General features: G+C 41.3%; 24 protein-coding genes. 15 read left to right on the top strand and 9 right to left on the bottom strand.

Going from position 1 to position 23,548, the window contains the following annotated elements; all coding sequences use genetic code 11:
* Positions 1 to 52 precede the first annotated feature (52 nt).
* The 6 genes from ACT170_RS08935 to ACT170_RS08910 form a co-directional block, all read right to left on the bottom strand.
* Positions 53 to 748 carry a gamma-glutamyl-gamma-aminobutyrate hydrolase family protein gene (locus ACT170_RS08935; protein WP_038676526.1) on the bottom strand — a complete coding sequence of 232 codons (696 nt, stop codon included), beginning with the start codon at positions 746 to 748 and terminating at the stop codon, positions 53 to 55.
* Positions 741 to 1,400: a redox-sensing transcriptional repressor Rex gene (locus tag ACT170_RS08930; protein WP_444818229.1), complete on the bottom strand. Its 660-nt coding sequence runs from the start codon at positions 1,398 to 1,400 to the stop codon at positions 741 to 743. Before ACT170_RS08930 ends, ACT170_RS08935 begins: the two co-directional genes overlap by 8 nt.
* A 141-nt stretch (positions 1,401 to 1,541) precedes the next feature.
* Entirely contained in the window at positions 1,542 to 1,889 is a 348-nt protein-coding gene (locus tag ACT170_RS08925) for a DUF1831 domain-containing protein (RefSeq protein ID WP_002884733.1), read from the bottom strand.
* Between the two features lies 1 nt (position 1,890).
* Complete coding sequence (locus ACT170_RS08920) at positions 1,891 to 3,003, bottom strand: cysteine desulfurase family protein (RefSeq protein WP_211180694.1); 1,113 nt, start codon at positions 3,001 to 3,003, stop codon at positions 1,891 to 1,893.
* Between the two features lie 3 nt (positions 3,004 to 3,006).
* Positions 3,007 to 3,978 carry a ribose-phosphate diphosphokinase gene (locus ACT170_RS08915; RefSeq protein WP_444818228.1) on the bottom strand — a complete coding sequence of 324 codons (972 nt, stop codon included), beginning with the start codon at positions 3,976 to 3,978 and terminating at the stop codon, positions 3,007 to 3,009.
* Between the two features lie 274 nt (positions 3,979 to 4,252).
* Positions 4,253 to 4,828: a CYTH domain-containing protein gene (locus ACT170_RS08910; protein ID WP_002886838.1), complete on the bottom strand. Its 576-nt coding sequence runs from the start codon at positions 4,826 to 4,828 to the stop codon at positions 4,253 to 4,255.
* 95 nt (positions 4,829 to 4,923) lie between these two features.
* Here ACT170_RS08910 and ACT170_RS08905 point away from each other — a divergent pair, with 95 nt between their 5' ends.
* The 10 genes from ACT170_RS08905 to ACT170_RS08860 all read left to right on the top strand — a co-directional run bounded on the left by ACT170_RS08905 (position 4,924) and on the right by ACT170_RS08860 (position 17,151).
* Positions 4,924 to 5,598 (top strand): GTP pyrophosphokinase, encoded by a 675-nt coding sequence (locus ACT170_RS08905; protein WP_049554140.1) that lies wholly within the window; start codon positions 4,924 to 4,926, stop codon positions 5,596 to 5,598.
* Positions 5,570 to 6,406, top strand: coding sequence for an NAD kinase (locus ACT170_RS08900; protein WP_002884507.1), 837 nt, complete (start codon positions 5,570 to 5,572; stop codon positions 6,404 to 6,406). The genes ACT170_RS08905 and ACT170_RS08900 overlap by 29 nt, the downstream gene beginning before the upstream one ends.
* A complete protein-coding gene (locus ACT170_RS08895; RefSeq protein ID WP_049554141.1) occupies positions 6,403 to 7,299 on the top strand; it encodes an RluA family pseudouridine synthase in 897 nt (298 codons plus the stop codon). Before ACT170_RS08900 ends, ACT170_RS08895 begins: the two co-directional genes overlap by 4 nt.
* A 13-nt stretch (positions 7,300 to 7,312) precedes the next feature.
* The gene (gene pta / locus ACT170_RS08890) at positions 7,313 to 8,296 is read left to right on the top strand and encodes a phosphate acetyltransferase (RefSeq protein WP_070839647.1); all 984 of its coding nucleotides are present in this window, start codon (positions 7,313 to 7,315) and stop codon (positions 8,294 to 8,296) included.
* A gap of 236 nt (positions 8,297 to 8,532) precedes the next feature.
* Entirely contained in the window at positions 8,533 to 10,503 is a 1,971-nt protein-coding gene (locus ACT170_RS08885; RefSeq protein ID WP_444818227.1) for a peptide ABC transporter substrate-binding protein, read from the top strand.
* Positions 10,504 to 10,683: 180 nt separating this feature from the next.
* Positions 10,684 to 12,654 carry a peptide ABC transporter substrate-binding protein gene (locus ACT170_RS08880; protein WP_444818226.1) on the top strand — a complete coding sequence of 657 codons (1,971 nt, stop codon included), beginning with the start codon at positions 10,684 to 10,686 and terminating at the stop codon, positions 12,652 to 12,654.
* A 60-nt stretch (positions 12,655 to 12,714) separates the two neighbouring features.
* Complete coding sequence (locus ACT170_RS08875) at positions 12,715 to 14,208, top strand: ABC transporter permease (protein ID WP_444818225.1); 1,494 nt, start codon at positions 12,715 to 12,717, stop codon at positions 14,206 to 14,208.
* Entirely contained in the window at positions 14,208 to 15,134 is a 927-nt protein-coding gene (gene oppC, locus ACT170_RS08870) for an oligopeptide ABC transporter permease OppC (RefSeq protein ID WP_022496729.1), read from the top strand. Before ACT170_RS08875 ends, oppC begins: the two co-directional genes overlap by 1 nt.
* A 9-nt stretch (positions 15,135 to 15,143) precedes the next feature.
* Positions 15,144 to 16,229, top strand: a complete 1,086-nt coding sequence (locus ACT170_RS08865) for an ABC transporter ATP-binding protein (RefSeq protein WP_151404470.1) — start codon at positions 15,144 to 15,146, stop codon at positions 16,227 to 16,229.
* Positions 16,222 to 17,151, top strand: a complete 930-nt coding sequence (locus ACT170_RS08860) for an ATP-binding cassette domain-containing protein (RefSeq protein ID WP_002886847.1) — start codon at positions 16,222 to 16,224, stop codon at positions 17,149 to 17,151. Before ACT170_RS08865 ends, ACT170_RS08860 begins: the two co-directional genes overlap by 8 nt.
* A gap of 49 nt (positions 17,152 to 17,200) precedes the next feature.
* On the opposite strand, the gene ACT170_RS08855 is transcribed toward ACT170_RS08860, so the two are convergent.
* From ACT170_RS08855 to ACT170_RS08845, 3 genes are read right to left on the bottom strand one after another with little or no spacing between them, the layout of a single operon-like run.
* The gene (locus tag ACT170_RS08855; protein WP_444818224.1) at positions 17,201 to 17,986 is read right to left on the bottom strand and encodes an ABC transporter permease; all 786 of its coding nucleotides are present in this window, start codon (positions 17,984 to 17,986) and stop codon (positions 17,201 to 17,203) included.
* Between the two features lie 11 nt (positions 17,987 to 17,997).
* Entirely contained in the window at positions 17,998 to 18,696 is a 699-nt protein-coding gene (locus ACT170_RS08850; RefSeq protein ID WP_444818223.1) for an ABC transporter ATP-binding protein, read from the bottom strand.
* A gap of 4 nt (positions 18,697 to 18,700) precedes the next feature.
* A complete protein-coding gene (locus ACT170_RS08845) occupies positions 18,701 to 19,078 on the bottom strand; it encodes a GntR family transcriptional regulator (RefSeq protein WP_087010062.1) in 378 nt (125 codons plus the stop codon).
* Positions 19,079 to 19,258: 180 nt separating this feature from the next.
* On the opposite strand from ACT170_RS08845, the gene ACT170_RS08840 reads away from it, so the two are divergent.
* The 5 genes from ACT170_RS08840 to rpoZ all read left to right on the top strand — a co-directional run bounded on the left by ACT170_RS08840 (position 19,259) and on the right by rpoZ (position 23,447).
* On the top strand, positions 19,259 to 20,053 hold the full coding sequence (locus ACT170_RS08840; protein ID WP_417164700.1) for an HAD-IIB family hydrolase: 795 nt from the start codon (positions 19,259 to 19,261) through the stop codon (positions 20,051 to 20,053).
* Positions 20,046 to 20,864 (top strand): Cof-type HAD-IIB family hydrolase, encoded by an 819-nt coding sequence (locus ACT170_RS08835; protein ID WP_410532294.1) that lies wholly within the window; start codon positions 20,046 to 20,048, stop codon positions 20,862 to 20,864. The genes ACT170_RS08840 and ACT170_RS08835 overlap by 8 nt, the downstream gene beginning before the upstream one ends.
* A 10-nt stretch (positions 20,865 to 20,874) precedes the next feature.
* Positions 20,875 to 22,248 carry a signal recognition particle-docking protein FtsY gene (gene ftsY, locus ACT170_RS08830; protein WP_371490409.1) on the top strand — a complete coding sequence of 458 codons (1,374 nt, stop codon included), beginning with the start codon at positions 20,875 to 20,877 and terminating at the stop codon, positions 22,246 to 22,248.
* A gap of 233 nt (positions 22,249 to 22,481) precedes the next feature.
* On the top strand, positions 22,482 to 23,111 hold the full coding sequence (gene gmk / locus ACT170_RS08825; protein ID WP_002884259.1) for a guanylate kinase: 630 nt from the start codon (positions 22,482 to 22,484) through the stop codon (positions 23,109 to 23,111).
* A gap of 21 nt (positions 23,112 to 23,132) precedes the next feature.
* Positions 23,133 to 23,447, top strand: coding sequence for a DNA-directed RNA polymerase subunit omega (rpoZ, locus tag ACT170_RS08820; protein WP_002886855.1), 315 nt, complete (start codon positions 23,133 to 23,135; stop codon positions 23,445 to 23,447).
* Positions 23,448 to 23,548 lie beyond the last annotated feature (101 nt).

The following is a 23,548-nucleotide window of genomic DNA, read 5'->3' as shown; positions in this document are numbered from 1 at the left end:
GCCTATGTGATAAAGACAAGAGAAAAGCAACTGAGTGCAGTCTCAGTTGCTTTTAAAGTTCGTTAACGACGTATTCAAAGAGTTTGAGGTCTTCTTCACGTTTATCTAGGAGAAGCTCTGGGTGCCACTGTACACCAAGGAAGCGAAGGTCTGGTGTATTTGACTCAACGGCTTCGACAGTGTTGTCCTCAGGGTCACGCGCTATGACACGAAGGTCAGAGGCCAAGTGTTTGATACTTTGGTGGTGGAAGGAGTTGATAGAGGTTTCACGCCCGTAAATTTCTGCCAACTTACTGTCCTCTTCAACAATCATCTCATGGTAGAGGTAATCAGAAGGCTTGTCCTGCCAGTGATTCTCGATGTCTTGGTGGAGACTACCACCTAGTGCGACATTCATGAGTTGGGTACCACGACAGATTGAAAAGATAGGTTTCTTCTGCTTAGTGGCTTCCTCGATGAGCGCCATTTCAAAGATATCACGCTCAAGGAAGAAATCGTCTTCACTGGCATGGTTTTCTTCATTGTAGAATTTAGGGTCAACGTTTTGCCCACCGATAAGGATGAGCTTGTCAATCATGGAGATATAGGTCTTAGCTTCCGAAGGATCGGATACGGGTAGTAGGATTGCTAGGCCTCCGGCTCGTTGAACTCCTTCTACAAAGCCAGTTGGGGCGTAGGACCAGTTAATATCTTCATGGGCTGGATTAGGCCTTACATTGGCTGTGATTCCGATAATTGGTTTAGTCATTCTTTCTCCTTGATTTTTCTTCTTCTTTCATGAAATAGAGTAGGGTTTGTAGTTCGCTAGTCAGGTCTACGTACTGGACTACCACGTGGCGTGGGAGATTGAGATTGACCGGAGAGAAGCAGAGAATGCCTTCAATTCCGGCATCAACCAAAAGATCAGCCACCTCCTGGGCCTTAACTGATGGCACTGTCAGGATGGCTGTTTTGATATCTTCTTGAGCGATTTTCTCCTTGATTTGAGAGATACCATAGATAGGGATCTTATCTTCGGTTTGTGTCCCTACTAATTCATTATCATCTGTATCAAAAGCCATGACCAGCTGCATGCGGTTACGCTCTTGAAAACGGTAGTGGAGGAGGGCACGCCCGACATTACCAACACCTACGAGGAGTACCTTGGTAGTCGCATTGTCATTTAGGAGTTCAGCGAAAAATGTCATCAGCTTGTTTACGTCATAACCAAAACCACGGCGACCTAGCTCACCAAAATAGGAGAAGTCACGACGAACAGTAGCAGGGTCAATCCCAATCGCTTCAGCAATTTGTTTAGAGCTTGCTTTGTCGATATTTTCACGATGGAATCGTTTGAAAATACGATAGTAGAGAGAGAGACGTTTGGCAGTGGCGTTTGGGATGTTTTTCTCAAATGTCATTGATCGCTTTCCTTTCTTTAATTAGTATGATTCTCCTATATTTTAAGAAAAGTTTGTGAAGATTGCAACAAAATAGTGTAGATGAGGCGATATAAAAAACCTATCACATGGATAGGCTATTTCTATGTAGTAAGAAAAAATTTAGACTTCTTCTTGCTCGAAAACGTTACGATCAACCAAACTCTGCATCAAGAAGTAGAATTTCTCTTGCAAGATGTGGTGATCTTCATTTTTAAAGATATTAACGTTACGAAGGCCAGATTTGTCTGTGATAGACAATTTGAAGCCGGTCAAGTCTTTGTTAATAGTGATTTTGAGTGGGAAACCTTCGCCTGAGTTAGGCACTTTTTCGAGAAGGCGGTGCAACTCGTAGTTTCCGATTTTATTTTGCACAAAAGTCGTATCACGTAGAGTGAATTTTTTGACATTAGGACTGATGGTGTAACGGTACTTACAGTCAGTCAAATGAATGCTTTTTTCAAATGCCATGTTAGTCTCCTATGATTTGATTAAGTTTTTCTGCTAGGGCCTGGAGTTCTTCAGCGGTATTTTCCTCTGATAAACTAATGCGAATGGCTGTTTTTAGCTTGTCAGAATCCTTGCCATAGAGGGCCTGGATGACATGACTTGGATCAACAGTTCCAGCAGTACAAGCAGAACCTGTTGAGACAGCAAAGCCTGCTAGGTCTAACAAGGTTAAGAGAGGGCCGTTTTCCTTATCAGGAAAACTGATGTTGATGACGTGAGGTAGGCTAGGTCCTCCACCATTGATTTCATAAGGAATGGTAAGGGAATCTAGAAAGGCCTGACGAATCTTTTTAACATGCTGATAATTGTCTTGGTAGTGGTCGCTAGCTTGTTTGTAAGCAGCGGTCATACCTGCAATCCCGACCAAGTTTTCAGTACTAGCACGGCGTTTTTCTTCTTGCTCGCCACCATGGAGTAGGTTGTCAAAATGCAAATCGTTATGATAGAGCAAGCCGACACCTTTAGGTCCGTGGAATTTATGGGCACTAATAGAGAGAAAATCGGCTCCAAGTTCCTCTGGGTGAATAGGAAGCTTTCCTGCTACCTGAACGGCATCGACGTGGAAGGCAGCTTGGTGATTGGCAAGCAAGTCACCAATTTCCTTAATAGGAAGTAATTGGCCAGTCTCATTATTAGCATACATAACAGAAACCAGAATGGTATCGTCACGTAAGGCATCAGCGATTTGTTGGGCAGTAATGACTTGATTTTCTGGCTGAATATAGGTTACTTCAAAACCAAAACGCTCTTCCAAGTAGGCCATAGTGTGAAGGACAGAGTGGTGTTCAATAGCAGTTGTAATCAGGTGCTTACCTTTAGATTGATTGGCTAGGGCGTAACCTTTGATAGCTGTATTGTTTCCTTCAGTCCCTCCAGAAGTGAAAATAAGCTTACGAGCAGGGACTTCAAAGTGTTTGGCCATTTCTTCACGGGCTTCACGAAGTTCCTTAGAAGCCTGTCGACCGTAAGCATGGAGGCTGGATGGATTCCCAAAGGTTTCAGTCATGACATGTGTCATAGCTGAAATAGCAGCAGTATTTAAAGGAGTTGTTGCTGCGTTGTCCAAATAAACCATAGCTTAGTCCTCGTTTGCAGTGTAAGCAAAGAGTGGGCTAAGTGGTTGACGTTCGAAAATACGAGTAGTAGCGTTAGCGATTAGCTTACTTGCTGAAATGTATTTAACGTTTGTAGGAACTTTTTCTTTAGTTGCAACTGAATCTGTCACCAAGATTTCTTTAATTGGGGCAGCGTTGAGGACTTCAGCAGCACCTCCTGCAAAGAGACCGTGACTAGCTACTGCATAGATGTCTTTAACGCCACCACGTTCAAGGATTTTAGCAGCTTCAGCAAACGTTTTACCAGTGTTAAGGATATCATCAACCAAGATTGCTGTTTTTCCTTCAACCTCACCGATGATGTAGCCTTCTTCACGTTCTGAATCATCTTGGGCGTAGTCAATGATAGCGATTGGTGCATCAAGGTAGTCCGCCAAGCTACGAGCACGTTTAACACCCGAATTTTTAGGGCTAACAACGACAACATCACTTCCTGTGAATCTTTTTTTGTTGTAGTATTCAGCAAACAAAGGCATTGTGAAGAGGTTATCTACTGGGATATCGAAGAATCCTTGAACTTGGACAGCGTGAAGGTCAAGCGTCAAGAGACGATTGACACCAGCTTTAACTAGCATATTGGCAATCAATTTAGCAGTGATGGGTTCACGTGACGCAGCGATACGGTCTTGACGTGCATAACCAAAGTAAGGCATAACAACGTTGACAGAGTTAGCACTGGCACGTTTGCAGGCATCAATCATGATGAGCAATTCCCAAAGGTGGTCGTTAACAGGGTTGCTAGTAGATTGGATGATATAGATATCGTCCCCACGAACAGACTCTTCAATGTTGATCATGATTTCACCGTCAGAAAATTGACGTGAAGATACTTTACCAAGTGGCAATCCAGTAGCCTCAGCAATTTTTTCAGCAATTTCTGGGTTTGAGCTGAGCGAGAACAATTTCAATTGTGGGTTTGCTTTTTGATGTACCATGACGATGGTGACTCCTTTAAAAAAATAAGATGCTAAGCCCAGTTAGGGCTATTGTAATAAAACTACAGATAGTTCTATTTTAGCAAAAAGAAGCAGAAATTTCAGCCTTCAAAGTATTATATTAGTGAAAAATACCGAACCTTTGTTAGATAAAACGCCTTTGTATGCGTTTTTAGAGAAATCTATTACCCTCTGAAGTTCTAAATACTTGTGGCATTTGAAGCTACATGTGTTTAAAATAAAAAAAACAAGGAGCCAACTCCTTGTCTAAATTTTAGTCTTTGTCTCGTTTGAGGGTAGCTACAAAGCGTGCAACCTTACTCTTAGCATACTTAAAGTCAATATTATTTTCTTTAAGAAAGGCATCAAAGTCGTCTTTACCTTTCTCAGCATCCGAAACTTCTAGTTCAAGCTCGTAGTCTTTCTTGTCAGCATAGACATTGACATCAAGAGCCATGAGGCCGATGTTGGTCTGGTACTCGCGACGAGTTGTGGTCAAATGTCCGAGGATGGTTAGGTCCTCTAGTTTAACCCCACGTTCTAAAAGAATGGATTTGATTTGACAATCAGGAAAGTCCAGCGACTTAGTCAAAGCCTTAGCATCCGCACAATCCATGGTAACGTTGTACTCCATGTTCCCGACTTTTTCAGGGATTTTCAAGGTCAGCTCACCATGAGTGGGAAGTGTCCTAATACGCAAAGACAACTTTTTATTTCTCATGTCACTCTGAGGAGTGTCGATGTAGTAGTTTGTTTGCGTAACAGGTGTCACATGGGAGAAAAGCATCGCTAAACGATTGTACTCGTCTTTGGTGAGTAGAGTCTTGTACTCTATCTCTAAATGGTTCATGTGTGTCCTCCCTTGTGCTTTCAAATGTGGTATAATATAACAGATTGTATTTATTTTATAAAAAACTAAAGCTTTTGACAAGGAGGAGTCCTATCTTGACCATGGATTGGGAACAATTTCTAGACCCCTATATTCAGGCCGTAGGTGAGCTCAAAATCAAGCTCCGAGGCATTCGTAAACAATTTCGTAAGCAAAATCGTCACTCGCCCATTGAGTTTGTGACGGGACGTGTGAAGTCAGTGGCTTCCATTGAAGAGAAGATCGCCCTTCGTGGCCTTTCGATTGAAAATTTGGCTCAAGATATGCAGGATATCGCTGGTCTCCGAGTCATGGTCCAATTTGTCGATGATGTGGATGAGGTTTTGGCTTTGCTTCGTCATCGTAGTGATATGACTATTGTTTCAGAGCGAGACTATATCAGAAACCGTAAAAATTCGGGTTATCGCTCTTATCATGTTATTATCTCTTATCCCGTTGATACCATTGATGGTCGTAAGGAGATTCTTGCAGAGATTCAGATTAGGACTTTGGCCATGAACTTTTGGGCCACCATTGAACATTCCCTTAATTACAAGTATCAGGGAAACTTTCCAGAGGAAATTAAGCTTCGCTTGGAAACTACGGCCCGCATGGCTTATGAACTTGATGAAGAAATGCGTAAGATACGTGATGATATTAGAGAAGCCCAGTTGCTCTTTGATCCAATTAACAGAACTTTGAAGGATAGTGTAGGAAATAGTGATGACACAGATGAAGACCTCTTCGGATGAGATGAAGGTAGCTATTATTGCCAATGGCAAACCCCAAAGTAGGCGTGTGGCCTCAAAACTTTTTAATGCCTTTCGAGATGATCCAGATTTTTATTTGACCAAGAAAAATCCAGATGTGGTCATCTCAATTGGTGGTGATGGTATGTTGCTATCGGCCTTTCATATGTATGAAAAAGAGCTTGCGCGTGTGCGTTTTGTAGGGATTCACACGGGTCACTTAGGCTTTTATACGGATTATTTGGACAGTGAAGTGGATCAATTAATCGAGACGCTTCGAAAAGATAGTGGTGCTAAGATCTCTTACCCTCTTTTGAATGTCAAATTGACCCTGGCTGATGGGCGTTCTTTTACGTCGATTGCCCTCAATGAAGCAGCCATCAAGCGTAATGAGAAAACTATGGCGGCAGATGTTTGCCTTAATGATGTCTTGTTTGAGAGCTTCCGTGGTGATGGACTGTCGGTGTCAACGCCTACAGGATCAACGGCCTACAATAAATCTTTGGGTGGTGCGGTCCTTCATCCTACCATTGAAGCCTTGCAACTGACAGAGATTGCTAGTCTTAATAATCGTGTGTATCGTACCTTAGGTAGTCCCCTTATTGTGCCTAAGCATGAGAAGATTACGGTTTATCCTACCCGAATGGGAAGCTACACTCTATCCGTTGATAATAAAACCTATACCAACCGTAATGTGAAAAAGGTAGAATTCTCAATTGACCAACGTAAGATTTCCTTTGTGGCTAGTGCCAGTCATACAAGTTTCTGGGAACGTGTACGTGATTCCTTTATTGGAGACATGGAAGAATGAGATATGAGTTTACAGTAGGGCGTTCTTGTCGGGTCAAGACCTTTTTGAAGGAGCACGATATTTCTAAAGGGCTACTGGCCAAGATTAAGTTTGAAGGCGGTCATATCTGGGTTAATGGTGAGGAGCAGTTTGCGACTTATCCTGTCCATGAAGGAGATGTGGTTACTATTGAAATTCCTGATGAGGCGCCGCATGAGACCTTGAAACCCATTCCTTTTGACCTGGATATCGTCTATGAAGATGATAACTTCTTGGTCGTTAATAAACCTTATGGTTATGCCAGTATTCCAAGTGTTAACCATGACAATACCATGGCTAACTTTGTTAAATATCATTTTGTTAGCAATAATTATCCTAACCAGCGCGTGCATATCGTGACACGTCTGGATAAGGACACGTCTGGTCTCATGCTCTTTGCTAAGCATGGCTATGCCCACGCGCGTATGGATAAACAGTTGCAGCAGAAGTCTATTAAGAAGCATTACTATGCCTTGGTTGAAGGTGATACCAAACTTGAGGAGCAGGGCGAAATCATTGCACCGATTGCGCGTGATGTGGATTCAATTATTACACGTCGGGTTCATAAATCAGGGAAATATGCCCATACGAGCTATCGCTTGGTAGCTGATTATGGTCGAGTGAAGTTGGTGGATATCAATCTTCATACTGGACGTACGCACCAGATTCGTGTGCACTTTGCCCATCTAGGTTTGCCTCTTCTGGGAGATGACCTTTATGGTGGTTCTCTAGATTATGGTATTAAGCGCCAGGCCTTGCATTGTCATCGCCTTGCCTTTATCGATCCGTTTACCAAAAAAGAGATGGTCCATGCATCTTCCTTGACAGATGATTTTGAAACCGTTATCATGAACTTACAAACTAAAAAAGATTGATTGAGGATTTTTTATGCGTAGTCTATTTGGTGAACTTCGTGAACGTATTGCAGGGAAAGGTGTTAAAATTGTCTTCCCTGAGGGTAACGACGACCGTGTGGTTCGTGCTGCTGCCCGTTTGAAATTTGAAGGATTGGTGGATCCTATTATTTTGGGAGACCCAGCTGAGGTTCACAAAATCTTGAACGATCTTGGCTTTGCAGACTTTAACTATACGATTATTAATCCTGAAACCTATGAAGGTTTTGAGGAAATGAAGGAAAAATTTCTTGAAATCCGTAAAGGAAAAGCAACAGTCGAAGATGCAGAGAAATTGCTTCGTGATGTCAACTATTTCGGTGTTATGCTAGTTAAACTCGGTCTTGCTGATGGAATGGTTTCAGGTGCTATCCACTCAACAGCGGATACGGTACGTCCTGCCCTTCAAATTATCAAAACAAAACCAGGCATTTCACGTACATCAGGTGTTTTCCTTATGAACCGTGAAAATACCGATCATCGTTTGGTGTTTGCTGATTGTGCGATCAATATTGAGCCAAATTCTCAAGAATTGGCAGAAATTGCAATTAATACTGCTGAAACAGCTAAAGTTTTTGGTATTGATCCTAAAGTGGCCATGCTTAGCTTCTCAACAAAAGGTTCTGCTAAATCGCCAAAAGTTGACAGGGTAGTAGAGGCAACAAATATTGCTAAAGAAATGCGTCCTGACTTGGCTATTGATGGTGAGTTGCAGTTTGATGCAGCCTTTGTTCCAGCAACAGCTGCCATTAAGGCTCCAGATAGTAACGTAGCGGGACATGCTAATGTCTTTGTCTTCCCAGGTTTGCAAGCAGGTAACATTGGATATAAGATTGCCCAACGTTTGGGAATGTTCGAAGCCATCGGACCAATCTTGCAAGGTCTTAATAAACCTGTTAATGATCTTTCTCGTGGGGCTAGTGCTGAAGATATTTACAATTTGGCGATTATCACAGCTGCTCAAGCTCTTAATGGCTAATTTTCATTTAAAAACAGAGGTTTAACCAAGGTGTTAGACCTTTTTGTTTTATGCATGACGAGTGATTAAAAATAAATTGAATGAGGTGGCTAGAAACCTAGGGAATACAAGGGGCTATTGAGTTTATCGTGTTTTATCATGTGCAATACTTGTTCAAAATAGTCTGACAACGACTGTTATTCTTGATTATTTATGCTATAATGAAAAGGTAAAATTTTATTTTTTGGAGAAATCTTATGAAAAAAAGCAAATGGTTAGCCCTTGCGGGTGTAGCACTCCTCAGTGTAGGTGCCTTAGCGGCTTGTTCTTCTAAGTCAAGTACTAGTGGAACGACTTATGGTTATGTTTATAATTCAGATCCAGAATCATTGGATTACATCACTTCAAATACAGGACCTACTAAGACAGCTGTGACAAACGGTGTAGATGGTCTTATGGAAGCAGATAAATATGGAAATCTTGTCCCTTCAGTAGCTGAAGATTGGTCTGTCTCTCAAGATGGTCTGACTTATACTTATAAAATCCGTAAGGGAATTAAATGGTATACTTCTGATGGTGAAGAGTATGCTGATGTGACTGCTAAGGACTTTGTGACTGGTCTTAAGCATGCGGCTGATGGCAAGTCTGGAGCTCTTTACTTGGTGCAAGATTCTATTGCTGGCTTGTCTGACTACCTCTCTGGTGCCAATAAAGATTTCTCAAATGTAGGCGTTAAAGCAATCGACGATTATACATTGCAATACACCCTTAAAAAACCTGAGCCATACTGGAATTCTAAAACAACTTATGGCTTGCTCTTCCCAGTTAACGAAGACTTTCTTAAGAACAAAGGAAAAGATTTTGGTAAGTCAACAGACCCAACCTCTATCCTCTATAATGGTCCTTTCCTTCTCAAATCTTTGACAGCTAAATCATCTATTGAGTTGACTAAGAATGAAAATTATTGGGACAAGAAAAATGTACACTTTGATGCCATCAAATTGTCATATTATGACGGTTCGGATCAAGAGGCTCTAGAACGTGGTTTCACGGATGGTGCCTATAGTTTGGCTCGTGTCTACCCAACGAGTTCTAACTATGCTTCTGTAGAGAAGAAATATAAAGATAACATTTATTACACTGCAGCAGGTGCGTCTACATCAGCCATTGGTGTTAATATCGACCGCCAAAGCTATAAATTCTCAGCCAAGAAGACGGATGCTGAAAAGACATCAACTAAGAAGGCTCTTCTAAACAAAGACTTCCGTCAATCAATCAACTTCGCAATTGATCGTACGGCTTATCAATCACAAATGAATGGTAAAGATGGTGCAGCTCTAGCTCTACGTAACCTCTTTGTTCCTTCTGATTTTGTCAGTGCAGGTGATAAGACCTTTGGAGATCTTGTAACAGAGAAAATGTCCTCTTATGGTAATGAATGGTCAGGTGTAAACTTTACTGATGGTCAAGATGGCCTCTACAATGCTGAAAAAGCTAAGACTGAGTTTGCCAAAGCTAAGGAAGCTCTCCGAGCAGATGGTGTTCAATTCCCAATTCACTTGGACCTTCCAGTTGACCAAAGTTCTAAAATCCATGTTGCTCAGGCCCAATCTTTGAAACAAACCATTGAACAATCATTGGGTAGCGATAATGTGGTTATCGATGTTAACCAATTGTCATCTGATGATATGCAAAATGCGACTCTTAATGCAGCAAATGCAGCAGCAGAAGACTGGGATATTTCTAACGGTGTGGTTTGGGGTCCAGACTATCAAGATCCATCAACTTATCTTGATATCTTCAAAACAACATCAAGTGAAAATACCAAGTTTTTCATGGGTTATGATGATCCAAACAATGCTGCCGCAGCCCAAGTAGGTCTTAAAGACTATGATGCCTTGCTTGATTCAGCAGCTTCAGAAACAACAGACCTCAACGCTCGTTACGACCGTTATGCTCAAGCCCAAGCTTGGTTGGAAGATAGCTCTCTTGTCATTCCATTGACTGTTGGTAACGGTGCAGCACCAGTTATCTCACGCTTGACACCATTTACGGGTGCTAGCATGCAGGTGGGTGATAAGAACTCATCAGACTACTTCAAATACGTGAAACCACAAGAAAAAGTAGTTACTAAGAAAGAATACGAACAAAGTCGTGAAAAATGGCTTAAAGAAAAGAAAGCATCTAACGAAAAAGCTCAAAAAGATCTTGAGAAACACGTTAAATAATAATCTTGAGGAAAAGGCAGTTTGCCTTTTTCTTTTGTCAAAAAAGGGCTAATTCCTAGTGTTCATGAGGGGTATAATTGTGAGAAAGTCAGCATAAGACAAAATATTCTGAAAATTGCACTCATCTTATTTTTTATGGTATAATGTAGGCATATCAAAAAAGATTTTTGGAGAATGCTTATGAAAAAAAGTAAATGGTTGGCCCTTGCGGGTGTTTCCCTCCTAAGTGTTGGGGTTTTAGTGGCTTGTTCATCAAAATCAAACACTTCAAGCAATACTTATAACTATATTTATACTGCTGATCCTGAAACATTGGACTATCTTATTTCCAATAAAGGTTCAACGACTGATGCTGTGACAAATGGTGTCGATGGCCTTTTGGAAAACGATAAATATGGTAACTTGGTACCTTCTATTGCCAAGGACTGGACTGTTTCAGCTGATGGTTTGACTTATACTTACAAACTTCGTAAGGGAGTTAAATGGTACACTTCAGATGGTGAAGAGTATGCAGAAGTAACAGCTAAAGACTTCGTAACAGGTCTTAAGCATGCTGCTGATAAAAAGACAGAGTCAATTTACTTGGCAAAAGATTCTGTAGTAGGTCTTGCTGATTATTTCAATGGTACTGATAAAGACTTCTCTAAAGTTGGCGTTAAAGCTCTTGATGATTATACTCTTCAGTACACACTTAAACAACCAGAACCTTACTGGAATTCTAAGATGACTTATTCTCTCTTCTGGCCTGTAAATGAAGAGTTTCTTAAGTCAAAAGGGGATAGCTTTGGTAAATCAACAGATCCATCATCTATCCTTTATAATGGTCCATATATCCTTAAGTCATTGACAGCTAAATCATCTATCGAGTTGGCTAAAAATGAAAACTATTGGGATAAGAAAAATGTTCACTTTGACGGCGTTAAACTATCTTTCTACGATGCTTCAGACCAAGAATCGCTTGTCCGTAATTTCACTGACGGAGCTTATAGTCAAGCACGTCTATACCCAACAAGCTCAAACTTTGATTCAGTAGAAAAACAATATAAAGATAATATCTTCTATACACAACCTTCTGCAGATGTTCTTGGTGCTGGTGTTAATATTGACCGTCAGTCTTACAACCATACATCTAAGAAGACAGATGCTGAGAAGGACTCAACTAAGAAGGCTCTTCTTAACAAGGACTTCCGTCAATCAGTTAACTTCGCTATTGACCGTACAGCTTATTCAGCACAACTTAATGGTGAAAAAGGTGCAGCTCTTGCGATTCGTAACCTACTCGTAAAACCTGACTTCGTTTATGCTGGTGACAAGTCATTTGGCGATTTGGTAACTGAAAAGATGGCTTCATATGGTGACGAGTGGTCAGGTGTTAACTTTAAAGACAGTCAAGACGGTATCTTCAATGCTGATAAGGCTAAGGCTGAATTTAACAAAGCTAAGGAAGCTCTTCAAGGAGAAGGTGTTCAATTCCCAATTCACTTGGACCTTCCTGTTGACCAAGCAGCTAAACCAACGGTTGCACGTGCACAATCTTTGAAACAATCTGTTGAAAAGACACTCGGTAAAGAAAATGTCGTGGTAGATGTTCATCAAATGTCTCAAGATGATCTTCTTAACAGTACTTTGTATGCTTCTAACGCAGCAGCAGAAGACTGGGATATCAATATTTCAGTTGCTTGGGCGCCTGACTACGAAGACCCATCAACATTCCTTGATATCTTCAAGACAACAGCTAGTGAGAACACAAAAACTTACATGGGATTTGACGATCCTAATAATGCAGCAGCAGCTCAAGTAGGTCTTAAAGACTTTGATGCTTTGGTTGATAATGCAGCTAAGGAAACAAGCGACCTCAATGTACGTTATGAACGTTATGCTGAGGCACAAGCTTGGTTGGAAGATAGCTCACTCTTTATGCCACTTATGGTCAATAAGGGTGCTGCTCCAATGGTAGCTCGTTTGACACCATTCTCAGGTGCCTACTCTCAAGTAGGACCTAAGGGTTCTGACCGATACTTCAAGTATCTTGAACCTCAAAAAGATGTTGTCACTAAGAAAAACTATGATAAAGCTCGCGAAAGCTGGCTTAAAGAAAAGTCTAAGTCCAACGAAAAAGCTCAAAAAGACCTTGAGAAACACGTTAAATAAAAGGACGATGGAACTTTCTCATTAGATTGGGAAAGTTCTTTTGGAATTAAAGGAAGAGACATGAAAAAATATATTTTATTGAGAACCCTCCGTTCTCTATTGTCAATATTTGTCGTGACGGCCTTGACCTACACGATTATCTATACCATGGTGCCGAGGCGTCTGATTTTCAGACAGGACCCTAACTACAACAAGATTGCTAAGACAGCTGATTCTAAGGCTAACTATGAAAATACAATCTATGAACGTATGGGTTACATTGATTACTATGACACCAAGGAGTTGCAGGAGAAAGCTAGCTCCCTTGATAAGTCAGTAACCACTAAGCCAACAAAAGAAAATAAGGCTATCTACCAAAAATATGTGGATAGTTTAGGACGTGGCTGGCGTTTACATCAGTTCAAGCAAAGTAAACAATTCTATGCGACACGTGATGTGCCAGTACTTGAACGTGTGTTTGGCTTCTATACGCACCTCTTTGAATTTGACAATACTGGATGGGTTAAAGATAAAACAAATCCAAACTTAAAGCGTTATATCCGTATTGAAAATGACCCAGCTATCGGTTGGTCAGTTGTTGGTTCAGGGACTAAGCATAAATACTTGCTTTACTTTAACGGTCAGTTCCCATTTGTTCACCAAAACTTTGTTAAGATGAACCTTGGTACATCTTACCCAACTTATGCTGAGCAAGGTGTCCTTGATGTTATTACACAAGGTCAAGGACAAACACAAAGTTCTGAGGTCAACTTCCCTACTGGTAAGAAAGTATCTTCAGTAGATATCTACTCTCGTACTTATAAATCACCAAGTCAGGCTGATGCTAGGGATCGTTCTTACTATGGTGACGACCCTTACACAGCTACTAAGAGTCGCTACCAGTACCCATCAATGGTGACAAGTTCTGCCATTGCTGGTTTGATTGGTTTGGTCTTGTCTTATGCTTTGGCAATTCCATTGGGATCATACATGGCACGCTTTAAAAACACACTCTTTGATAGTGTGTCAACTGGTATCTTGACTTTCTTGCTTTCACTACCAACCATCGCCTTGGTTTATATCATTCGTTTGATTGGTTCTGAGATTGGTCTTCCAGATTCTTTCCCTATCTTGGGTGCGGGTGACTGGCGTTCATACGTCTTGCCATCTGTTATTCTCGGTCTTTTGTCTACACCAGGTCTTGCCATTTGGATTCGTCGTTACATGATTGACTTGCAGTCACAAGACTTCGTTCGTTTTGCACGTGCCAAAGGGTTGTCAGAACAAGAAATTTCGAATAAACACATTTTCAAAAATGCTATGGTTTCCTTGGTTTCAGGGATCCCAGCATCTATCGTTAGTGTTATCACAGGGGCAACCTTGACAGAAACAATCTTCGCCTATCCTGGTATGGGTAAAATGTTGATTGACTCAGTTCGTGCTTCAAATAACGCTATGGTTGTGGGTCTTGTATTTATTTTCACAGCCCTTACCATCTTCTCATTGCTTGTGGGTGATATCCTTATGACTATGATTGACCCACGTATCAAATTGACATCTAAAGGAGGTAAATAATGGCTTCAATTGATAAAAGTAAGTTCCAATTTGTAAAGCGCGATGATTTTGCCTCTGAAACAATTGATGCGCCGGCCTATTCATACTGGAAATCGGTGATGCGTCAGTTCTTCAAGAAAAAGTCAACAACTGTCATGTTGGGAATCTTGATTGCTATCATTTTGATGAGCTTTATCTACCCAATGTTTTCAAAATTTGACTTTAATGACGTGTCTAAGGTTAATGACTTTAGTGTACGTTATGTGCATCCAAATGCTCAATACTGGTTCGGTACGGACAGTAATGGTAAGTCTCTCTTTGACAGTGTTTGGTTTGGAGCTCGTAATTCTATCCTTATTGCTGTTATCGCTACCTTCATTAACGTTGTTATTGGTTTAGTCGTTGGTGCTGTTTGGGGGATTTCTAAGACCTTCGATATGATTATGATGGAAATCTACAACATCATCTCAAACATTCCTGCCCTCCTTGTCGTTATCGTCTTGACTTACTCATTGGGTGCTGGTTTCTGGAACATGATCTTTGCCATGACTGTCACAGGTTGGATTGGTATTGCCTATACTATCCGTATTCAAATCATGCGTTACCGTGATTTGGAGTACAACTTGGCTTCTCGTACTTTGGGAACACCAACTCCTAAGATTGTGGTTAAAAATATCATGCCACAACTTGTATCGGTTATCGTGACTATGGCTAGTCAGCTCTTGCCAGGATTTATCTCTTACGAAGCTTTCCTTTCTTACTTTGGTTTGGGGCTTCCCGTTACGACGCCTAGTCTTGGTCGTTTGATTTCAGACTATGCACAGAACGTTACAGTCAATGCTTATCTCTTCTGGATTCCATTGACTACCTTGATCCTCGTTTCCCTCTCTCTCTTTATTGTCGGTCAAAACTTGGCGGATGCCAGTGACCCACGTACGCATAGATAGGAGTCCAATATGACAGAAAATAAAAATGTAATATTATCGGCTCGCGATATCGTCGTGGAATTTGACGTTCGTGACCGTGTTTTGACAGCTATTCGAGGGGTTTCCCTTGATTTGGTTGAAGGTGAAGTTTTAGCCTTGGTTGGTGAGTCTGGTTCAGGTAAATCAGTTTTGACCAAGACTTTCACAGGGATGCTTGAAGAAAATGGTCGTGTTGCTAGCGGTTCTATTGATTATCGTGGCCAAGATTTGACCAAGCTTAAGAGCCACCAAGATTGGGCAGCAATTCGTGGAGCTAAGATTGCGACTATCTTCCAAGATCCTATGACCAGTCTTGACCCAATTAAGACTATCGGAAGCCAAATTGTTGAAGTCATTGTCAAACACCAAGGAAAATCAGCCAAAGAAGCTAAAAAAATGGCCATTGATTACATGGACAAGGTTGGTATTCCTGATGCTGAAAAACGTTTCAACGAATATCCTTTCCAATACTCTGGTGGAATGCGTCAACGTATCGTCATTGCCATAGCCTTGGCTTGTCGTCCCGATATCCTTATCTGTGACGAACCAACAACTGCTCTTGATGTGACCATTCAAGCTCAAATCATTGACCTCTTGAAATCACTCAAAGAGGAGTATGGTTTCTCAGTGATTTTCATTACCCATGACCTTGGTGTGGTAGCAAGTATCGCAGACAAGGTTGCTGTTATGTATGCTGGTGAAATCATTGAGTATGCAACTGTTGAGGAGATTTTCTATGAGCCTTGTCATCCATACACGTGGAGCTTGCTTTCAAGCTTGCCACAGTTGGCTGATGATAAGGGTGAGCTCTTCTCAATTCCAGGGACACCACCATCACTTTATACTCCGGTTGTTGGAGATGCCTTTGCCTTGCGTTCAGATTATGCCATGCAAATTGACTTCGAGGAAAAAGCACCGCAATTCCAAGTTTCAGATACTCACTGGGCTAAGACCTGGCTCTTACATGAGGATGCACCAAAAGTTGAAAAACCTGAGGTTATCCAAAATCTACATGAAAAAATCCGTGCTAATATGGGATTTGCACATTTAGGAGATGAGGAGGAAGGCAATGCCTGAGAAGTTAGTTGAAGTAAAAGATGTGGAGATTTCCTTCGGTGAAGGAAGCAAGAAATTTGTTGCTGTCCACAATGCTAATTTTTTCATCAACAAGGGTGAAACCTTTTCCCTCGTTGGTGAGTCTGGTAGTGGTAAAACGACTATCGGTCGCGCCATTATTGGTCTAAATGATACTAGTAATGGTGAGATTATTTTTGACGGTAAGAAAATCAATGGTCACCTATCTCATTCTGAGAAAAACGACCTTATCCGTCGAATCCAGATGATTTTCCAAGACCCTGCAGCGAGTTTGAATGAACGTGCAACGGTTGATTACATCTTGTCAGAAGGTTTGTATAACTTCCATCTCTATAAAGATGAGGAAGATCGTAAAGCTAAAATCAAGGAAATCATCAAAGAAGTGGGACTTCTTGAGGAACACTTGACACGTTACCCTCACGAATTTTCTGGGGGACAACGTCAACGTATTGGGATTGCGCGTTCCTTGGTTATGCAACCTGACTTGGTTATCGCTGATGAACCAATCTCAGCCCTTGACGTGTCAGTCCGTGCCCAAGTTTTGAACTTGCTTAAGAAATTCCAAAAAGAGTTGGGATTGACCTACCTCTTTATCGCTCACGACTTGTCAGTGGTCCGTTTCATTTCTGACCGTATCGCTGTTATTTACAAGGGGACTATCGTGGAAGTTGCTGAGACAGAAGAACTCTACAACAATCCTATCCACCCTTACACCAAGTCACTCTTGTCTGCTGTTCCTATTCCAGACCCAATCTTGGAACGTAAGAAAGTCTTGAAGGTTTATGATCCAAACCAACACGACTATTCTGTTGATAAACCAGAGATGGTTGAAGTACGTCCAGGACACTTCGTTTGGGGTAACAAAGCTGAAATTGAGACTTATCGTAAAGAACAAAGTAAATAAGTCTTTTCAATGCAAAAAAATCGTGTTCCACAAGGAACACGGTTTTTCTTTAGTCCAAGTTTAAGCGTTTGGTCATGATATAGTAGGTACCAAAGTAACTTGATGCGATAAGAATGAGAGACTGAACTAGACTAAAGATATATGACGAGTTATTAATTGCAGTATTTGTTGCATCTCCGGTCAAGGCTGCACCGAGTCCAAAGAAGAAACCAATAAAGAATAGGATAGCCTGAATGGCGAAATAGGCGACAAATCCCATAAGAACTTTGTTAGTGTTGAAGAGGTTTCCGATACTAATACAGAGGTAATAGAAAAGGATACCAGCAATCATTGACAAGATTGTAGAAGGGATGAAAAGGTAGAAAGCGCCTATTTCTTTTAGGATCTGGCCAAAGTAGCTGGTAGCTAGGAGGATATCTTTCATATCAAGGCAGAAAGCAGCTATAATTCCAATCGAAAGGAGTATAACGAGTGATGAAATGATATCTAAAATAAAGGCTACCAAGAGTTTAGACAAGATTAATTGGTGGGCAGAAACTGGGAGCGTATTGGTTAGGTAACCTTCTCTCCCAAAGACAGTCTTTGCAAAGCGTCTGACAATGAGGACTATTGTTGCTATATAAATGGCTCCCCATACAATAATGGTAGCAAAAACCATCAGTGTGAAGAAAGCAAAAAAGAGTAGACTAGGTTCTTGGTGGCTCTGTTCAGTTACAAAAATAAATTTTTGAAGCATTAAACCCAAGGGGATTGAGAGTAGGATGGCAATACCATAGATGCCGAGATACCATTTACGGACCGATTGTAATTCATACTTAACTAATTTCCAAAACATGCTCATACCTCCTAGTTGTGGAACATCTCTCTAAAGAGTTTGTCGATAGATTTGCCATGGGCTTGACGGATATTATCAGCATCCCCTTGAAGTTCAATCTGACCGTATTTTAAGAAGATAACTTCGTCTAGGACGGATTCAATATCTGCAATCAAATGGGTTGAAATGATAACAGAAGCATCTTCAGAGTATTGGTTGATGATGGTTTTAAGAATGTAGTCTCGTGACGCGGGATCGACTCCACCGATAGGTTCATCGAGGAGATAGAGTTTAGCTTCACGACTCATAACCAAAATCAACTGAACTTTTTCTTTGTTACCTTTTGAGAGGTCTTTAAGGCGCAAATCAGGCTGAAGCTTTAAATCCTGCAAGAGTTGCAAGGCAAGAGGATAACGGAAATCAGCATAGAAATCTTGGAAGAAGTCCAAGTAGTACTGTATTGTCTTACTTTCATCTAAATAGGTTGTGTCAGGCAAATAAGCCACTTGCGCCTTAGTGATAGGTGACGGCTGAAATCCATTAATGGTCACTAAACCTGAAGTCGGTTGGAGGATGCCATTCAAAATTTTGATTAGGGTTGTTTTACCACTACCGTTTGGTCCTAAGAGACCAATGATTTTACCAGAAGGGATGGACATGGTCACATCTCTAAGGGCTGGAATACCATTATAGGTCTTGGTGAGATTTGTTAGAGTTACAATATCAGTCATCGGTCTACAAGTCCTTTCCTGTTTGTTCGATGTAGTCAGTGATGATAGTCTTGATTTCAGGTGAGCTAAAACCAATGGCTGTCATCTCAGTGACAAAGTTTTTCATGAGACTTTGGGCAATCTCGTGTCGTTTTTGATCAATTAGTTTTTCATCTTCGGTAACAAAGCGGCCAGAGGTACGGGCAGAGTAGACCAACCCCTCTTTTTCAAGTTCTTGGAAGGCTCTTTGTACAGTGTTGGGATTGACCCCAGCTTCCTGAGCAAATTCTCTAACGGGTAGGAGTTGTTGTCCCATACTCAATTCCTTGGAAGCTATCTTCAGTTTGACGCGATAGGCGATTTGGAGATAAATTGGCGATTTTTCATCAAATGTCCAAGCCATAAGAGACTCCTTTCTAAAAGTATAATATATTATTTTTGTACTACCGTAATGATACAACTAAAATACTGAATTTGCAAGTAAAATGCCATATTTTCTCTAATTTCTTTGGCTTTTCCCAAACTTATATTCCTATTTTTGGTACAATAGGGGCAAGTATATTCGACCTGAAGGGAGATTATTTTGAAAATTTTAGCAACAGATATGGATGGTACTTTTCTAGACCATCTTGGTGCCTATGATAAGGCGCGTTTGGAAAACCTTTTGGATGCGTGTGAAGTTAAAGATTACGTTTTTACAGTAGCTTCTGGCCGAGCTCTCTTGGCCTTGGAGGAGCTTTTTGATGGGTTTGTGGACCGCATTGCGATTATTGCGGAGAATGGGGCCTTGGTTCAGTACAAGGGTGAAGTCCTGTTTGAGTCCAAGCTAGAACCTAAAGATTATTTAGAAATTGCAGACACAACTTTAGCCTTGCCAACTTGCGAGGGAATTCTCTTGTCGGGACGTCGCGGTGCCTATGCTCCAAACGATGCAGATCCAGCCTATCTTAAGGCCATGGAACGTTACTATGAAAATGTTATGGCAACGAACCTTGAAGCGGTTACAGATGATATTTTCAAGGTAACTGCTAAGTTCCAAGGGGATACCATTATGGAACGTGGTGACTACCTCAACACAATCTTTGAGGATATGACAGCTGTGACAACTGGCTTTGATTCTATGGATATTATCCTTAAAGGTGTGGACAAGGGCTTTGGTCTTTACCATCTTTGCCAAGAGTTGGGACGTCAGGCTTCAGATGTTGTAGCCTTTGGTGATAATCTCAATGATATGGAGATGTTGACCTTTGCAGGGCGTGCGGTTGCTACGGAAAATGCGCGCGATGAGATTAAGGCAGTAGCTGACGAAGTGATTGGTCACCATAAAGATGGTGCAGTCTTTGATTTCATGGAAGGATTGGTAGGTTCGGATGTCTGAGATTAAATTGTTGGCCTTGGACCTAGATGGGACCCTCTTTACTAAGGATAAGCAAGTAACAGCTGAAAATAGAGCTGCTCTGAAAGCAGCAGAAGCTAAGGGGGTTCATGTGGTCATTACGACTGGTCGTCCTCTGCCAGCTATTACTCATATCTTGGAAGATTTGGGCTTGTTGGATGATAAGCACTATAGTGTGACCTTCAATGGTGGCTTGGTTCAGCGTAATAATGGGGATATCCTCATAAAAAAAGAGATGAGTCGAGAAGATTTAAAGCAGATTTATGCTGTCTTTGAGCCCCTAGGCCTCCCGATGGATGTTATCAGTGATGGCATTGTCTATGGTGTGCCAAGTAAAGGCAATCATTCTCTCTATCGTCAGGCTAACCCTACCTTGACCTTCGTTGATGTGGAGAGTATTGATGACATTCCTGAAAATATCGTCTATAATAAAGTAGTTACGGTCTGTGAGGAAGCGTTTTTGGATGCTCAAATTCAAAAAATACCTGACCATTTATACCAAGCGTTTGAGGTCTTTAAGTCTCGTGAAATTATCCTAGAGGTCATGCCTAAAGGTGTTCATAAGGCTGTAGGTTTAAGACTCTTGACTGATTACCTTGCTCTGAATAAAAGTCAGGTTATGGCTATGGGAGATGAGGAAAATGACTTGACCATGTTGGAGTGGGCTGGTCTAGGTGTGGCTATGGCAAATGCTGTTCCTAAGGTTAAGGCTGTTGCCAAGGCAGTAACGACAAAAACTAATGAGGAATCTGGAGTGGCTGAGGCCATCCACAAATATATTCTAGAGAAATAAGGAGAACCAAATGGGTCTATTTGATCGATTATTTGGACAAGAGGAAAACCAGTCACAGGAGACTGTAGCAAATCAGGAAATTTCAGAAACTGAGGCCCTTGATAATCAAGACTTGTCAACAAGTGAAGGGCCAAGTGAAAGTCAAACAGAACAGCTCAGTGAGTCAGAGACTCAAGTAGAAGAGATTTCGTCTACAGAATCTGTTGAAGAAAGCGAAGTAGCGTCTGATGAAGACCATTCTGTTGATAATCAGGCATCAAGTGAATCAGAGGGTGTATCAGAGTCAGAAGAAAGCCAAGTCGCTGTGGATAACCACTTCGCAGATGTCATGGCTGATTACTATGCTAAAAAGGCTCAGGTAGCTGCTGCTGCAGAAAAAGGTGAAACGGTTACTTTTGAGGCTGTTCAAACTCGTAAAGTTGAGGAAAAACCTGAAGAAGTTCAGGCTTCAAAAACTGAAACGGAACAAGAAAAGTACAACCGTACCCTCAAGAAGACGCGTACAGGTTTTGCTGCCCGTTTGAATGAATTCTTTGCGAATTTCCGTCGAGTTGATGAGGAGTTCTTCGAAGAATTAGAGGAAATGCTGATTCTTTCCGATGTAGGTGTTAATGTTGCCACGCAATTAACGGAAGACTTGCGCTATGAAGCCCGCCTCGAAAATGTCAAAAAGACTGAAGATTTGCAACGCTTGATTATCGAAAAACTTGTGGATATCTACGAGAAGGATGATGTCTACAAGGAGCAGATTAATTTCCAAGATGGTTTGACAGTCATGCTTTTCGTTGGTGTCAACGGGGTTGGTAAGACAACGTCTATCGGTAAGTTGGCGCATAAATACAAACAAGAAGGCAAAAAAGTCATGCTGGTAGCTGCCGATACCTTCCGTGCAGGAGCGGTTGCTCAGTTGGTTGAGTGGGGACGTCGTGTTGATGTGCCGGTAGTGACTGGTGCAGAGAAGGCTGACCCAGCTTCAGTGGTTTATGATGGTATGGAAAAGGCCCTTGCTGAGAGAGTTGACGTCCTTATGATTGATACGGCGGGTCGTCTGCAAAATAAAGACAATCTTATGGCAGAGCTTGAAAAGATTGGTCGTATTATCAAGCGTGTGGTTCCAGAAGCACCTCATGAAACCCTTTTGGCCTTGGATGCCTCAACTGGTCAAAATGCGCTTAGCCAGGCCAAGGAATTTTCAAAAATCACACCTCTTACAGGTCTTGTCTTAACTAAGTTGGATGGTAGTGCCAAGGGTGGTGTAGTTCTGGCCATTCGTCAAGAGTTGGATATTCCAGTTAAATTAATTGGTTTTGGTGAGAAAATTGATGATATTGGTGAGTTCCATTCAGAAGAATTCATGCAAGGTCTCCTGACTGGTTTGGTTTAAAAGAGTGTTTAAAAAGAGTGAGTACTGGGAAAAGGGATTCACTCTTTTTAATGGTGTCCTCACCTTGAAAAAAGTCACTTTTATTGGTAAAATGGTAAGGAAAAACGCATGCTTTGAAAAGTGAGCTGTAACTTAATCACTGAACAACCCCTAAGCCATAAAAAGAGAGGATTGCTTTCTCTTTTTTAAGGTGAGTCATAAGAAGATTTTTAATCTTAGTTTAAGGAGAAGACATGTCTGAACGTGGACTTTTGATTGTTTTTTCAGGGCCTTCTGGTGTCGGAAAAGGAACTGTTCGTCAGGAGATTTTTTCAACACCTGACCACAAATTTGAATACTCAGTATCAATGACCACGCGTGCTCAACGTCCTGGTGAAGTTGATGGGAAGGATTATTTCTTCCGTTCGCGTGAGGAATTTGAAGAACTTATTCGTAATGGTCAAATGTTGGAATATGCTGAGTATGTAGGTAACTACTACGGAACACCTTTGACTTATGTCAATGAAACCTTGGATAAAGGTATTGATGTTTTCCTTGAAATCGAAGTTCAAGGGGCCCTTCAGGTTAAGAAAAAGGTTCCAGATGCTGTCTTCATCTTTTTGACGCCACCAGATTTGAACGAGCTTCAAGAACGTTTGGTTGGTCGTGGAACAGATTCTGAGGAAGTTATTGCTCAACGAATCGAGCGTGCGCGTGAAGAAATTGCTCTTATGAGCGAATACGATTATGCCATTGTTAATGACGAAGTGCCTTTGGCTGCTGAACGTGTCAAACGTGTTATTGAAGCAGAACACTTCCGTGTTGACCGTGTGATTGGCCGCTATCGTAATATGATTTCAGAAAAGAAATTATCAGATAAATAAATTAGAAATAGGTATAGAATTATGATGTTGAAACCCTCTATTGACAAACTTTTGGATAAAGTGCCTTCAAAATATTCATTGGTTATTTTGCAAGCGAAACGTGCCCATGAATTGGCTGCTGGTGCTGAACCAACTCAAGAGTTTACGTCAGTAAAACCAACCCTTCAAGCCCTTGAAGAAATTGAATCTGGTAATGTGACTATTCACCCAGATCCAGAATCTAAACGTGAATTGGCACGTTTGAAAGTGATCCAAGCACGTCTTGCTGCTGAGGAAGAAGAACGTAAAATCAAAGAACAAATTGCTAAAGAAAAAGAAGAAGGCGATAAAATCTAAAATCAAAGTCATGCTTTGGTTTATGAGGAGAGGGGAGCTGAGGCATAGTGTCTCAGCTTCCTTCTTTATGATGATAATCAAGAGCTCAGCTTTTCTTGAGC

The sequence above is a fragment of the Streptococcus sp. cx1 genome, from assembly GCF_052384325.1.
In the GTDB taxonomy this organism is placed as follows: Bacteria; Bacillota; Bacilli; order Lactobacillales; family Streptococcaceae; genus Streptococcus; species Streptococcus salivarius_G.
Note: the sequence above shows the minus strand (reverse complement) of the source record. Positions and strands in the feature narration are given on the sequence as shown.

Bases quoted from the DNA above. Each gene is read 5' to 3' on its own strand.
- ftsY (WP_371490409.1), top strand. From the start codon at position 20,875: ATGGGTCTATTTGATCGATTATTTGGACAAGAGGAAAACCAGTCACAG.
- ACT170_RS08880 (WP_444818226.1), top strand. From the start codon at position 10,684: ATGAAAAAAAGTAAATGGTTGGCCCTTGCGGGTGTTTCCCTCCTAAGT.
- ACT170_RS08875 (WP_444818225.1), top strand. From the start codon at position 12,715: ATGAAAAAATATATTTTATTGAGAACCCTCCGTTCTCTATTGTCAATA.
- pta (WP_070839647.1), top strand. From the start codon at position 7,313: ATGCGTAGTCTATTTGGTGAACTTCGTGAACGTATTGCAGGGAAAGGT.
- ACT170_RS08835 (WP_410532294.1), top strand. From the start codon at position 20,046: ATGTCTGAGATTAAATTGTTGGCCTTGGACCTAGATGGGACCCTCTTT.
- gmk (WP_002884259.1), top strand. From the start codon at position 22,482: ATGTCTGAACGTGGACTTTTGATTGTTTTTTCAGGGCCTTCTGGTGTC.
- ACT170_RS08900 (WP_002884507.1), top strand. From the start codon at position 5,570: ATGACACAGATGAAGACCTCTTCGGATGAGATGAAGGTAGCTATTATT.
- ACT170_RS08915 (WP_444818228.1), bottom strand. From the start codon at position 3,978: ATGGTACATCAAAAAGCAAACCCACAATTGAAATTGTTCTCGCTCAGC.
- ACT170_RS08925 (WP_002884733.1), bottom strand. From the start codon at position 1,889: ATGGCATTTGAAAAAAGCATTCATTTGACTGACTGTAAGTACCGTTAC.
- ACT170_RS08885 (WP_444818227.1), top strand. From the start codon at position 8,533: ATGAAAAAAAGCAAATGGTTAGCCCTTGCGGGTGTAGCACTCCTCAGT.
- ACT170_RS08910 (WP_002886838.1), bottom strand. From the start codon at position 4,828: ATGAACCATTTAGAGATAGAGTACAAGACTCTACTCACCAAAGACGAG.
- ACT170_RS08855 (WP_444818224.1), bottom strand. From the start codon at position 17,986: ATGTTTTGGAAATTAGTTAAGTATGAATTACAATCGGTCCGTAAATGG.
- ACT170_RS08920 (WP_211180694.1), bottom strand. From the start codon at position 3,003: ATGGTTTATTTGGACAACGCAGCAACAACTCCTTTAAATACTGCTGCT.
- ACT170_RS08895 (WP_049554141.1), top strand. From the start codon at position 6,403: ATGAGATATGAGTTTACAGTAGGGCGTTCTTGTCGGGTCAAGACCTTT.
- ACT170_RS08860 (WP_002886847.1), top strand. From the start codon at position 16,222: ATGCCTGAGAAGTTAGTTGAAGTAAAAGATGTGGAGATTTCCTTCGGT.
- ACT170_RS08865 (WP_151404470.1), top strand. From the start codon at position 15,144: ATGACAGAAAATAAAAATGTAATATTATCGGCTCGCGATATCGTCGTG.
- ACT170_RS08845 (WP_087010062.1), bottom strand. From the start codon at position 19,078: ATGGCTTGGACATTTGATGAAAAATCGCCAATTTATCTCCAAATCGCC.
- oppC (WP_022496729.1), top strand. From the start codon at position 14,208: ATGGCTTCAATTGATAAAAGTAAGTTCCAATTTGTAAAGCGCGATGAT.
- ACT170_RS08930 (WP_444818229.1), bottom strand. From the start codon at position 1,400: ATGACATTTGAGAAAAACATCCCAAACGCCACTGCCAAACGTCTCTCT.
- rpoZ (WP_002886855.1), top strand. From the start codon at position 23,133: ATGATGTTGAAACCCTCTATTGACAAACTTTTGGATAAAGTGCCTTCA.
- ACT170_RS08850 (WP_444818223.1), bottom strand. From the start codon at position 18,696: ATGACTGATATTGTAACTCTAACAAATCTCACCAAGACCTATAATGGT.
- ACT170_RS08935 (WP_038676526.1), bottom strand. From the start codon at position 748: ATGACTAAACCAATTATCGGAATCACAGCCAATGTAAGGCCTAATCCA.